A 14,507-nucleotide genomic window follows, 5' to 3' on the forward strand; every position below is an offset into this window, starting at 1 on the left:
CATCACCTTTTTCTATCTCTACCACTTATTTTTCACTGCAAACAGTGTATTTACAGATAAACGCTTCTACTAATTTTGTCTTGTTCACCTTTGAAAATTAAAGGTTCACAACAAAAAATTTCAACGTTTAGTTGTCCTTATTATGTTTGATGAACAGGTACGTTTGTTTTCAAGTAACCACCACACTATGATTAAAAAAAGCATAACTCTCTTACTATTATTTATAAGTATTAATCTTTTTTCGCAAGAGTTTACCACTATATGGAATACCAACAATACCGAATCTGGTTCTTCTGCAAATAACCAAATTACGATACCTACTAATCCTGCATATACTACTTACAACTATAATGTAGATTGGGGAGATACCACATCTGATTCTAATGTTACAGGAAACATTACACATACCTACGCCATTCCTGGTACTTACACTATTAGTATTAGCGGTACTTTTCCTGCTATTTATTTTAATGATGAAAATGCTAACGACAAACTAAAAATAATTGAAATACTTAGTTGGGGTACTATACAATGGCAAACCATGGAAAATGCATTCTTTGGTTGTGAAAATTTAAATTTTGATGCTATTGATTCACCTAATCTTTCGCAAGTAACAAGTCTTAAAAACATGTTTAGAGAATGTAAGTCATTCAATGGTATTGTTAATAGTTGGGATGTTTCTACCATTACAGATATGTCGGGCTTATTTGCTTCAGCAAGTGCATTTAATAGACCTTTAAATGATTGGATTACAAATGCCGTAACTGACATGTCTTCATTATTCGAAAGAACAAGGTTTAATGAACCACTAAATAGATGGAATACCGATGCCGTAACAAATATGGCTAACATGTTTAATTCAGCAACAGCTTTTAATCAAGATATAGAAAACTGGAATGTAGCTAATGTAACAAATATGCAAGGTATGTTTGCAATAGCGTTGACCTATAATAGACCTCTCGAAGACTGGAATGTGGCCAACGTTACAGACATGAATCTTATGTTTTTTAGAGCACGAGAATTCAACCAACCATTAGGCAGATGGGATGTTGGAAATGTAACTAATATGTCTAGGATGTTTGATGGATTTTTACCTATGATTTTTGATCAGCCACTAAACTCTTGGAATGTAAGCCAAGTTACGGATATGAGCTCTATGTTTAGGAGATGTCAAACGTTTAATCAACCCTTAGCTAGCTGGGTGGTATCAAACGTTACTAACATGAGTAAAATGTTTGAGAGTGCGATACTTTTTAATCAACCTATTGATGACTGGGATGTAAGTAATGTAAATGACATGTCTGGTATGTTTTGGGGTGAAAATAGTAGTGTTACCATGGCTTTTAACCAACCTTTGAATAGTTGGAATGTGGGTAGCGTTACCGATATGTCTGATATGTTTCGCGATTGCATTGTTTTTGATCAACCATTAACTACTTGGAATGTTGCTATGGTAACAGACATGAGTGGCATGTTCAGCAACGCTACTGCTTTTAATCAACCCATTAATATTTGGAATACAACAAGCTTAACCGATGCTAGTAGCATGTTTCTCAATGCATCACAATTTAACCAAACTTTAGAAAATTGGAATGTTAGTAATGTTACAACAACAGATGGTATGTTTACTTCTGCTAATGCCTTTGACCAAAGTCTTGCCACATGGGACGTTACAGGCATAACAACAATGGCCCAAATGTTAAATAACACTAGTTTATCTCAAGAAAACTATGACAACACATTACTAAGCTGGTCCGCTCAAAATGTTGAAACCAACGTTCCTTTAGGAGCTAATACTTTAAACTATTGTGATAGCCGAGACGCTAGACAGGCACTTATAGACTTACAAAACTGGACAATTACAGGAGATAATGTTAACTGTTCTTTTGTATTATGTACCGAAATAATTTCACCTTTTAATGGAGATACTAATGTTCCTGCAAATTCCGATATTAGATGGAATCCTGCACCAAATGCAGACGGTTATAACATTACGCTAGAAATTATAAGAGGTGGCACAAGAAGTTTTATAGATATAAACGGCGCACCAGCAGATAATCTCGATATCGGTAATATAGTCGGTGTAAGTTTTACAAATGAATTTCTTCCCGGAGATACTGTTTTTGTAACTGTTGTACCCTATAACACCGAAGGTTCGGCCGTAGGGTGTCAAGAAACACAATTTACAACTATTGAAAGCTGGGTCAATAGCCCCGATGCTTTTAAGTTTACCATAGACACTAGAATACTAGATGGTAACTCATCAGCTGTGAATCAGCTATTTCTAGAAACCAATTCCAGTTATACCTATGACTTTTCCATAGATTGGGGAGATAATAGATATGACAATAATGTATCTGGCCAATTAACACATAACTATTTAAGTCCCGGAGAGTATACTATTTCTATAATTGGCACATATCCACACCATCTATATCGAAGTACCAATAGGGATAATAAAAAGTTGATTTCTGTAGACCAATGGGGAACGCAACCTTGGTTAGATATGAGTTATACGTTTTGGTTTTGCGATAATATGGTATACAATGCAATGGATGTTCCTGATTTATCTAACGTTACTAATATGTCGCGAATGTTTAGACGAAACGGATTATTCAATGGTAATATTAATAATTGGGACGTAAGCAATGTTACCAATATGAACAATATGTTTTATCAAGCTGAAATATTTAACCAACCTTTAAACGATTGGGATGTTAGTAGTGTTACAACAATGGTAAATATGTTTGAAACTGCTATCGCTTTCAATCAACCGTTAAACGAATGGGATGTGAGTAATGTTACTAATATGAATACCATGTTTATTCGATGTGATGCGTTTAATCAACCTTTAAATGATTGGGATGTTAGCAGCGTAACCAGTATGAAACAAATGTTTTCTTACACAGACGCATTTGATCAACCTTTAAATGACTGGGATGTTGGTAATGTAATTACTATGGAGCAAATGTTTGAAAGAGCTCTAAGTTTTGATGGAAATATAAGTGATTGGGATGTAAGTAATGTAACTGACATATCTGGTATGTTTGATAATGCTCAAACTTTTAATCAACCACTAAACTGGGACGTAAGTAATGTGGAAGATATGTCTCAAACTTTTCAAGGTACCAGGCTTTTTAATCAGCCACTAAATTCATGGGATGTTAGTAATGTTGTTAGAATGGACTATATGTTCTCTAGTGCTGTATTATTTAATCAACCTCTCAATACCTGGAATGTCTCCTCTGTAACCAATATGCGTAGCATGTTTAATAGTGCTGCGGTTTTTAATCAAAATATAAATAGTTGGAATGTAACAAATGTGCTTAGCATGGAATCTATGTTCGAAAGCGCTGTGTTATTTGATGAGCCACTAAATATGTGGGAAGTTAATTCCGTTGTCAATATGGCATCTATGTTTGAAAGTGCTCAAGTATTTAACCAACCCATCGGAAGTTGGGATGTTAGTGCGGTTGCAAATATGTCTTCAATGTTTAAAGATGCTCAGGTATTCAATCAACCCTTAGCTAATTGGAACGTAAGTTCTGTCACTTTAATGCCATTTATGTTTGAAGATGCTCGGGAATTTAATAGGGTTATAAATAATTGGGATGTAAGCTCAGTAACTAATATGGAAGCTATGTTTAGAAATGCTGACATATTTAATGAGCCTTTAAATAATTGGGATACACGAGAATCATTAACCACTGCTTCCATGTTTCAAGGTGCAACGGTATTTAATCAAAATATAGATACATGGGAGACATCTTTTGTAAGAACAATGGAAGCCATGTTCAATGATGCGATTGCATACGACCAACCTATGAATTCTTGGAATGTTGCCTCCGTAACTACTATGGAAGATATGTTCAAAAACGCAGCTTCTTTCAATTCTGATATTAGTGCATGGAACGTTAGAGGTGTTACTACTATGGAAGAAATGTTTAGTAATGCTACTGCTTTTAATCAAAATCTGAACAACTGGCGTGTCTCCGGCGTAAACAATATGGATTATATGTTTAGAGAAGCGTTTGCATATAACCAACCCATGGATTTATGGAATTTAGGAAACCTAAGTATGCGTTCTACTTTTTATAATGCAACTGCCCTAAATCAGTATTTGGGAGATTGGGATGTAACCGGTGTTTCTAATATGAGTGATATCTTAGATAATACTGCCTTAATAAGAGAAAACTATGACAATACTTTAATTGCATGGTCAGAACAAAACTTAACTCCTGGTATTACTATTGGTGTACAAGATTTACCCTATTGCAGTGCTCAAGAAGAAAGACAATCTATGATAGATAATTTTGGTTGGACTTTTGACCAAGATGTTCGTGACTGTCCTATTCCAGAATGTACACAACTGGCCTCTCCTTTAAATGGAGATACTGATATTCCAGTAAATACAAATATTACTTGGGATGCTGCTCTTTTTGCACAAGGTTATCGATTAACCGTTGGAACATCTTCTGGTGGAAATGATATTGTTGACAACGCAACAATCACAAATGAAACATCATATGAATTTGCTGCTGACTTCAATACTGGAGATACGGTTTTTGTAACGATTATCCCTTTTAATGATGAAGGAGACGCTATAGGGCCATGTACGGAAGAAAGCTTTACCATCTCGAATACCGCAGCAACTATACCAGAATGTACGATCTTAACAGCACCTTTACATGGTGCCACTGATGTTGCAGTTACTACAGACTTAAGCTGGAATCCTATTTCTAATGCCGATGCGTTTAAAATAACTGTAGGTACTTCTAGTGGTGCAAATGATATACTTGATGCAGAAGATGTAGGTAACGTTAATACCTTTGATTTTACTTCAGACTTACCAGAAGACAGCGACATATTTGTTACTATAGTCCCTTATAATGATGAAGGAGACGCAGCAAGCTGTACCGAAGAAATTTTCCATACCGAAATAATACCGGTACCACCAACTTGTACTAATTTAACTACCCCTATTAATAGAGCAACTGACGTACCTATTGATACACAATTAAGTTGGGCAGCAGTAACTAACGCCACCGGATACCTAGTAGTTGTGGGTACAACTTCTGGCGGTATTGAAGTTGTGAATAATGCAGATGTAATTGGAGCTACCACTTATGACATTCCAGGAGATTTACAAGAAAGTAGATTACATTATGTAACTATTATCCCTTACAATGACGAGGGTGATGCTACTGGTTGTATAGAGGAAACCTTTACAACAGGTGATTCTACTAGTCCGCCATCATGCGGAATTTTAAGTGCCCCTGTTGATGGTGCCACTCAAGTTGCCTTAGACACTAACTTAAGCTGGAACGGGTCGGATTCTGCAGATGGCTATAGACTTACTGTAGGTACTACATCTGGTGGTTCAGATATATTTACAGATGACCTTGGAGATGTAACTACATATGACCTCGCAAGCGACCTTCCTGAAAATGAAACTATATTCGTTTCTATTATTGCCTATAACATAAATGGATCTTCTTCAGGTTGCGCTGAATATACGTTTGAAACAGCAGGGCCACCAGAATGTACAACGCTTATAAGTCCTTCAAATAATGATAACGATATTGCCGTGGATACTTCAATTGAATGGAATGCGGTTGCTAATGCCGACGGGTATAAAGTAACAGTAATCGGAAGCAATAGTACAGCAAATAACATGACCGATTTTGAAGTGACTTCTGGCACTACATTTGATTTCGCTAACGATTTTATACAAGGCGAAACGGTTACTGTAACCATAATACCTTTTAATGGAAGTGTAAATGCTAATGGTTGTATTAATGAATCTTTTACTATTGAAACAGCTGTTGGACCAACAACACCTGCATGTACAACATTAACAAACCCTTTTAATGGCGCTACCGATGTGGCCATAGGAACCACACAAATGACATGGGATAACGTAACCGATGCTACAGGGTATAGAATTACTGTTTCTGGCACTGCTAATAATAACGTAACTGATCTAGAGGTTACTACCAACAGCTACAACTTTACAAATACTTTTGTAAATGATGAAACAGCTATAGTAACCATAATACCTTTTAATGGAAGTGTAAATGCTAATGGTTGTATTAATGAATCTTTTACTATTGAAACAGCTGCTGTACCAACAACACCTACATGTACAACTTTAACAAGCCCTTTGAATGGCGCTACCGATGTGGCTTTAAGTACCACTCAAATGACTTGGAATAACATGACCGATGCCACAGGATATAGAATTACTATTTCTGGCACTGCTAATAATAACGTAACCGATGTAGAGGTTACATCCAACAGCTACAACTTTCCAAATGCTTTTGTAAATGATGAAACAGCTATAGTAACCATAATACCTTTTAATGGAAGTGTAGATGCTAATGGATGTTCTAATGAATCTTTTACTATTGAAACAGCTGTTAGACCAACAACACCTGCATGTACAACATTAACAAGCCCTTTAAACGGCGCTACCGATGTGGCTGTAAATCCTGCTTATATTTCATGGAGAGCTATTAATAACGCCGATGGCTATTTATTAACTGTAGGAACTACTCCCAGAGGTAACAATATATTAGATAGACAAGATGTTGGTTTACTTACTGAATATTCTTTTTTACAAGATTTTCCAAATAAGTCTACAATTTACGTTACAATTATTTCATATAATTCACAAGGAGATTCTGGTATATGCGAAGAAGAAACTTTCACTACTATTGGAGAAGAAATTGTGGATGAAACCAAATATGGATTCTCACCAAATAGCGATGGTATAAACGATTATTGGCATATTGATCATATTGAAGAATACCCAACCAATATCGTAACCATTTATAATAGATGGGGTGATACTGTGTTCAAAATTGAAAATTATGATAATATCTCGAATGTATTCCGAGGAAATGCAAACCAAAAAACTAAAATGGGTGCTGGTCGATTACCTTCTGGGACTTACTTCTTTAATATTCAAATAGATGGTGAATCCATTCTTAAAAAAACCAAAGGATACGTAATACTAAAGCGCTAAACCAATGAAGATTTTTAACTGTTTTGGCACGCTAGCACTAGGTGTTCTGCTGTCTTTATTATCATATAACTCAATATTCGCTCAACAAACACCCACGTTTTCTGAGTATAATTATAATCCGTTTATTATAAACTCGGCTTATGCTGGCTTAACACCAGGTACCGAAATTTCGATAAGCAACTCAGGCTATTTTAATCAGTTTGATGGTAGCCCTCGTAGTTTCTCCTTTAGTGGCCATGGTGCTATTAACCGTGGAAAAGTTGGTCTTGGAGCTGGAATACTTAGAGATCAAATTGGCGTAACTACATCTACTCAGTTTTTTGGTGCTTACTCTTATAAAATATTTTTTGATTTTGAAAGTAACCGACCTTACTGGCAGCACTATAGCCCTGGAGTTTTATCATTTGGCATCACTGCTGGCATACAACAATATCAAGATAATTTAATGTCATTAGGTATTATGGGTGATTCTAATTTTTCTGAAAATATAAATGCAACTATACCAACAATGGGGTTAGGCTTTTTGTTTAACCATTCTTCTTTCTATGTAGGGTTTTCCACGCCTAATATACTAGGAGATACTTTAGCTTCTGATGACAATTTAAATTTAGAAAATCCGTATTATGGCTATTTCGGTTATCGATTTTTTAATGATAGATTTCAAGAGATAATGATTAAACCTAATATGCTTTTAAAATATGAGAATGGAGCACCGTTAGAAGCTGATATTAATTTAGCTGTTAGCTTTAAAAATAAATTTGAAATTGGAACCGGATACAGAACGAGCTCTTCGCTAAATTTTTTAGCAGGAGTATTTTTGTTTAATAATGTACGTTTTATATATAATTATAATATGTCTATTAACGATTCGCCTTTAGGAAATACACACGGTTTTATTCTCAGTTATCAATTTGGTGATGGTTATACAATTGATTAAATTAACAATCTATGTCTGTAAAAAATAGTTTAATAATCGTTGGAGTTTTAATGGTTATCGGAATCATTATTGCTTTTGCACTGGGTTTTAGAACAAAAACTAAAGATTTATCTGATAAATTCCCTTATAGTAAAGTTATCAATAATACTTTGGTTACAAAACACTCTTCTTATATTGCTACTAATTATGAGCACTCTATTATAGAGAACCCATATATCTTAAAAATGAATAACTCTAACTTTTGTGAAGATTGCGGCACTGTGTATGAGATACCTAAAGGTACATCTCTTAAAATAGAACAAGCAAAAGCTGTGACCAGTCCTGTTAGTGGAACAACGAGTAACATTGTTTTGGGTAGTGTATACATCAAAGAAATAAATGAAACCGTGAAATTTGAATTCTATTGGGGAGAAAACCCAACCTATGGCTTATATGATTATGACGATAATTACGATATATATAAATTAGCACCGTGGCAAGAAGTCGCACTCCCATTTAAATATTTTTGGAATGGTAGAAAAGAAGTGCATGATTGGGATACATGGGGAGAATAATCTCTTTAATGAATAAAAAATGAAAATTAAACTTTCTATATTACTACTATTTTTGGTGTTTCAATCTTGTAATATACAAAATAAACCCGACAAAGATTCTGGTTTACATATTTCTGTTTCAAAAGAAATAAATGAATTCAAAGACTATTTCGAAAATGGTAATTTAAAAATTATAGGCCAGTTTACTGACAATAAAAAAACTGGAAAATGGACTTACTATTATGATAATGGAAAAATATGGAAAGTTGAAAATTATGTAAATGGGGTTTTTGAAGGAGAATGGAAAGCTTACCACACTAATGGGCAACTATATTTTGGCGGCAATCATTTAAATAACAATAAAGAAGGTATTTGGAAACATTACTTAAAAGATGGCACTTTAAAGTATTTGAGAATCTACAATGCAAAAGGTGCTCATGGAGAATGGAAATCCTACTATGATTCTGGAGAATTATACGTCATTGAAAACTTTGTGAATGGAAAAGAAGACGGAAAATGGACTACTTATTATAAAAATGGAAAAATTAACCAAACTGGAATCATGAAAGATGGTAAAAAAATTGGTGATTGGAAAATTTACAATGATAAAGGTAAATTACTACGAATTATTGCTCATTAGTAACTTTTACCTTTATCAAGGTAGATAACATGATATTTACGAAATATAATATTTGCGCAATAGGAAATACTAATATTGAGAGCCATATAATGACATCTTCAAAACCATTTATAAAATAGTTTATAGTCACACCTACTACCCAAACTAACGTTAAAATAAGATGTGTTATAGTTAAAGAGTATATTAGCTTTATTTTATATTTATTTAATATAAAATATCCGAAACCACACATTAACAACCATATAGCAAAGGATAAAAACAGACTTGAATAACCAATTACGTAATAGGTATCGTAAATATTTATATCAAGAGAAGCTTCATCAATATCAAATAAAAAATAAGAACAATATGTGACTGCTAGTAAGGCACCCAAAAACCATAAAATTAAATGGGGTGTTTTTCTAACCATCACTCTTACTATTTTATCATTCCTAGATTTATTACTTCTTGCTCAGTAAGTGGACGCCAATGCCCACGTGGTAAATCTTTTTTAGTTAACCCTGCATAAACTACTAAATCAAGCTTTACGATATCATACTCTAATTGCTCAAAAATTCTACGTACGATATTATTTCTAGTACTAAAAATTTCTATACCAACTTGATTTTTAGGCGCATTATCTATGTAGCTGATATCTTGAATTCGAACCACACTATCTTCTACCATTAAGCCTTCTTTGATTCTCTTAAAATCGGTACTTAATAATGGTTTTGTAAGCTCAACATGGTAAATTTTACGCAATCCGTTTTTAGGACTATTTAAACGTGTAGATAATTCACCATCATTAGTAAATAACAAAAGCCCCATTGAAGCCTTGTCCATTTTACCAACAGGTAATAATTTCGCTTTTGTAGCATTTGATATTAAACCCATTGCACTACGGTTACCTCTACCATCTTTAGATGCGGTAACAAAGTCTTTAGGTTTATTTAAAACAATATATTCTTTTTTAATTGGGTTCAACAAGCGACCATCAAAACGAACCTCGTCAGATAATTTAACTTTATATCCCATTTCGATAACTGCTTTACCGTTTACAGTAACGCTACCTGCTGAAATAAAAATATCTGCTTCTCTACGAGAGCATACACCTGAATTTGCAACGTAACGATTAAGTCGTAATGTATTAGGATCAGAAGGTTTTTTTGGAGCTACATTTTTTTTAACTGGAGAATTTCCTCTAGCGTAACTTTTCTTTCTAAATGTTCCTCCTTCTCTTCCTGAAGCCTTATTATCATTGTTGGAATCTGACCTACCCATAACTAAAATATTTCCGCAAAGGTACTAAAGGAAATTGGATGTATAAGCAATCTAGCGTGTGATTTAACTGTCTAGATTAGATAAAGTTAAAATTAATTATTAATCAGTGTATTCTACTGTAGATTGTCGTTCTCTATTTACCGTTAGCTTTGTAACATCTGGTCTGGAGTAATGACCTACAACATCAAAATTTTGACGCTCTTCATACACTCTGTTAAAGTCTAAAGTATGGTAAATAAGCCCTTCAGTATCCAAAACAGGTTCTACGAGCCATTCCCCATCAGGACCAGCTATACAAGACCCTCCATTTGCTAAAACATCAGGAGATTTTTCTAAAATTGCTTCTATATGTGGAGTAGCTTTAGGGAAATCTGTTTTTTTCATTAGTGATGATACAGAAATTACATAACTACGAGATTCCCTTGCAATAAAGCGGGTAATATCTTTAGTATTATGATCACTACCTGGCCAAACAGCTATATGTAAATTTTCTCCTAAACCGTAAAGTGCTGTACGTGGTAGTGGCATCCAATTTTCCCAGCAATTTAAACCTCCTACAGTAAATTCTTTTAAAGGATGAACCTGCAAACCATTACCATCTCCTGGAGCCCAAGTTAATCGCTCATCATAGGTAGGCTGTAATTTTCGATGTACAGATTTTATTTCTCCTTGCTCATTAATATACACCAATGAACAATAGATGCTATGGCCTCCTCTATTTTTTGCACGCTCCATAATACCTAAATATGTGGCTATAGAATGTTCTTTTGCTAATTCACAAATCGAGTCTAGTTCTCCTGCTTCTACTTGTATAGCATTACGAACATAATGTGCATGAATTTCTTTATTTATTTTTAAATCCCAAGAAGCACCTTCTGTCAATGCAAGCCAAAATGGATAACCAGGCAATAGTGCCTCTCCAAAAACTATTAATTCTGTTTTTTGGGCTGCCGCTTCTATAATTGAAGATTCTATTTTTTTAGGGTTGCTTCTTTATCTAGCCAAACAGGAGAAATTTGTGCTAGGGCTACTTTAAGTAAATTATTCATCTATAAAATTCTATTTAATACCAGATCTACATTGATCAACAAGATACTAAAAACCCCTGCGATAATGATAAACTTTAGAATATTATGTAATAAGATATAATGTTTTTTAGAGTCTGAACGCAATAAAAGAACAAGGCATAGGAGTAGTAAAATAACACAAGCTATAAAATAGCTATACATGTACCCCACATCAAATTTAAAAATTAATAACATGGAAGGAATTAAGGTCAAAAGAAACAACATGCCGATAATTGTTTTTGAAATATTCTCTCCATATAGAATGGGAATTGTTTTATAATCTTGACTAATATCTCCTGCAATGTTTTCTAAGTCTTTAATCATTTCGCGCGCTAATATGATTAAAAACAAGAACATAGCGTGAACAAAAATTACTGTTTGAAAATTTTTATAGTATACAAAAACGACAAAGAATGGTGCTATAGCTAACGTGGCAGACACGAAATTACCAATAAAAGGTATTTTTTTAAACTTATGTGAGTAAATCCAAATTCCAAAAATATAAGATGCAAAAAATAGCACTGCCTTGAATGAAACATAGCTAGCAACAAATGTTGCTGAAAAATTAAGAATAAAATATGTTGTTAATTTAAAGTTCTGACTCACAAGCCTATCTAACATAGTCTTGTGTGGCTTATTAATCAGATCTTTTTCTCGGTCGTAAAAATTATTAATAATATAACCTGCAGCAATTACTAGTGCTGAAGCTAATACAATAAGAAATAAATTAATATCAAAAACAACCTGCCTTAGCGGTAAATTAGGAGATAATATATAGATAGATGCTAAGTATTGAGCAAGTATAATAACTAAAATGTTATAGCCTCTAACAACTGAAAACAAACTCAATAACTTTAAAAGTAGGAGCTTATTTTTTCTATTAAGCATGCTTTTTTTTTAGAAGTTATATACCACTTCTAACTTATGGCCCTTAAGTGCCTTTTGCGCTTTAGCTAAATCTTCAGTAAAGCCTAAAATATACCCGCCACCACCTGAACCACAGAGCTTCAAATAGTAATCGTTAGTATCGATACCCTGTTTCCAAAGCTTATGAAACTGAGCAGGAATCATTGGCTTAAAGTTGTCTAAAACAACATGAGACAGTTGTTTTAAATTCCCAAATAATGATTTTACATCACCACTTACAAAATCTTCAACACAAGCATCGGTATGTTTTATGAATTGTGTTTTTAGCATTTTACGAAAACCATTATTTTTCATTTGTTCCATAAAAATTTGAACCATTGGTGCAGTTTCACCAATAATACCACTATCCAATAAAAACACAGCTCCTTTTCCTTCTGCATTCTGAGAAGGAATACTTGTAGATTCTATATTGTCTTTTGAATTAATAAGTATAGGAAGACTTAAGTAACTATTTAAAGGATCTAAACCAGACGATTTTCCATGAAAGAAAGATTCCATTTCACCAAAAATTGTTTTTAAACTTAAAAGTTTTTCTCTAGTTAAGTTTTCTAAAACAGTAATTTTATCAAAAGCATATTTATCATAAATAGCAGCTACTAATGCACCACTACTACCAACGCCATATCCTTGTGGTATTGAGCTATCAAAATACATACCTTCTTTAACATCATTTTTTAAAGTCATAATATCAAAAGTCACCAGTTCAGGTTTTTCCTTCGATAGATCTTCTAAATAAGAACTATAATTTAATAAACTTTCATTAGATTTTACAGCTTCTTCTGACGGATTTTCATCAGTCTTTAAAGCTCCTTTAAAAAAATTATAAGGTATAGAAAGTCCTTTAGAATCTTTAATGATTCCGTACTCCCCAAAAAGAAGAATTTTTGAATAAAATAATGGTCCTTTCATTTCTTAAATCTTAAACAATCTAATGTTATTTATAAACGCTAAAAAACTGTTAATGTTTTGGTAAGTTATAGTTTTCTAGCACCAAATCCAATTCGGTCACAAATATACTGCTGGTTTTCACAAAATACAATTAACTCATCCTTAATAAATTGAAAAACGATATCCTTCTCTTTTTCAGGGTAAAGCACATGAACATTTGCTCCTGCATCTAGCGTAAAACAAACATTCGAATTTGTTTTTTCTCTAAATTCCCAAATCTTATTTATAATTTCTAACGTATTAGGTTTCATTAAAATAAAATAAGGCAGACTCGTCATCATCATTGCATGCAATGTTAACGCTTCACTTTCAATAATTTTTATGAACTCTTTTAAATCTCCACTTTTAAATACGGATATAAGTTGATTTAGGTTTTCATGAGCTTGATTAAATCGTTGCTCAGCAAAAGGATGATCATACATTAAATTATGACCAACCGTACTACTTACTTGCTTTTGCCCTTTATCAACTAATAAAATAGTATCATGATATTTTTTAAAATTATCATGTACTTCATAAGGATATTTTACTCCATATAAGTCTGAGCTACCTTTTGTATTTGTATGATTTCCCCATTGTACAATATCACCTTCAATACTTCTGCATGCACTACCAGACCCTAACCTAGCCAGAAAAGATGCTTTTTTTACAAAAAAATCATTCTCAATTTCTGGATTCAATTGTTTTTCTAAATCCATTAAACACAATGCTAAGGCAGACATACCACTTGCCGATGAAGCAATACCACTACTGTGTGGAAAAGAATTTGAGGTTTCTATCTTAAAAAAATAATTTTTCAAAAAAGGTAAATACACCTCTACTCTTGAAAGAAAGGTTTTTATTTTTGGTTTAAAATCTTCTTTAGACTTTCCTTCAAACCATAAATCAAAAGAAAAATCATTAGAAGGTGTTTCAAGCTTTTTAAAGCTAATATTCGTTGTTGTTGCACAAGCATCAAGTGTAAAACTTATTGAAGGGTTCTGCGGTAATTGATTCTCTTTCTTTCCCCAATATTTCACTAAAGCAATATTACTAGGTGACTTATAGCTTACTTTACCTTCTTTAACATCATTTATATAAGCCGAAGGAATAAAGTCTTTATCAATCATTTAATTTATTTTTTACAAAGATAGTTTTTAAGTGCTTTTCGATGATATACAATTAAATT

The 14,507-nt window shown here is 33.3% G+C and carries 9 protein-coding genes and 1 pseudogene; 4 read left to right on the forward strand and 6 right to left on the reverse strand.

Going from position 1 to position 14,507, the window contains the following annotated elements; translation table 11 throughout:
- Positions 1 to 187 precede the first annotated feature (187 nt).
- From H0I23_RS12110 to H0I23_RS12125, 4 genes are read left to right on the forward strand one after another with little or no spacing between them, the layout of a single operon-like run.
- Positions 188 to 7,027, forward strand: coding sequence for a BspA family leucine-rich repeat surface protein (locus tag H0I23_RS12110; RefSeq protein ID WP_216783555.1), 6,840 nt, complete (start codon positions 188 to 190; stop codon positions 7,025 to 7,027).
- Between the two features lie 4 nt (positions 7,028 to 7,031).
- Positions 7,032 to 7,964 (forward strand): PorP/SprF family type IX secretion system membrane protein, encoded by a 933-nt coding sequence (locus H0I23_RS12115; protein ID WP_216783556.1) that lies wholly within the window; start codon positions 7,032 to 7,034, stop codon positions 7,962 to 7,964.
- 11 nt (positions 7,965 to 7,975) lie between these two features.
- Positions 7,976 to 8,518, forward strand: a complete 543-nt coding sequence (locus H0I23_RS12120; RefSeq protein WP_216783557.1) for a hypothetical protein — start codon at positions 7,976 to 7,978, stop codon at positions 8,516 to 8,518.
- Positions 8,519 to 8,537: 19 nt separating this feature from the next.
- Positions 8,538 to 9,137, forward strand: coding sequence for a toxin-antitoxin system YwqK family antitoxin (locus H0I23_RS12125; RefSeq protein ID WP_216783558.1), 600 nt, complete (start codon positions 8,538 to 8,540; stop codon positions 9,135 to 9,137).
- Here H0I23_RS12125 and H0I23_RS12130 read toward each other — a convergent pair.
- The 6 genes and pseudogenes from H0I23_RS12130 to H0I23_RS12155 all read right to left on the reverse strand — a co-directional run bounded on the left by H0I23_RS12130 (position 9,124) and on the right by H0I23_RS12155 (position 14,448).
- Positions 9,124 to 9,546, reverse strand: a complete 423-nt coding sequence (locus tag H0I23_RS12130; RefSeq protein ID WP_216783559.1) for a hypothetical protein — start codon at positions 9,544 to 9,546, stop codon at positions 9,124 to 9,126. The genes H0I23_RS12125 and H0I23_RS12130 overlap by 14 nt on opposite strands.
- An 8-nt stretch (positions 9,547 to 9,554) precedes the next feature.
- On the reverse strand, positions 9,555 to 10,397 hold the full coding sequence (locus H0I23_RS12135; protein WP_216783560.1) for a pseudouridine synthase: 843 nt from the start codon (positions 10,395 to 10,397) through the stop codon (positions 9,555 to 9,557).
- Between the two features lie 99 nt (positions 10,398 to 10,496).
- Positions 10,497 to 11,446, reverse strand: a pseudogene (locus tag H0I23_RS12140) (carbon-nitrogen hydrolase family protein).
- Complete coding sequence (locus H0I23_RS12145; RefSeq protein ID WP_216783561.1) at positions 11,447 to 12,352, reverse strand: geranylgeranylglycerol-phosphate geranylgeranyltransferase; 906 nt, start codon at positions 12,350 to 12,352, stop codon at positions 11,447 to 11,449.
- 9 nt (positions 12,353 to 12,361) lie between these two features.
- The gene (locus H0I23_RS12150) at positions 12,362 to 13,300 is read right to left on the reverse strand and encodes a mevalonate kinase (protein WP_216783562.1); all 939 of its coding nucleotides are present in this window, start codon (positions 13,298 to 13,300) and stop codon (positions 12,362 to 12,364) included.
- 65 nt (positions 13,301 to 13,365) lie between these two features.
- Entirely contained in the window at positions 13,366 to 14,448 is a 1,083-nt protein-coding gene (locus H0I23_RS12155) for a diphosphomevalonate/mevalonate 3,5-bisphosphate decarboxylase family protein (RefSeq protein ID WP_216783563.1), read from the reverse strand.
- Positions 14,449 to 14,507: the final 59 nt, after the last annotated feature.

Source organism: Cellulophaga sp. HaHaR_3_176, assembly GCF_019021925.1.
GTDB lineage: Bacteria > Bacteroidota > Bacteroidia > Flavobacteriales > Flavobacteriaceae > Cellulophaga.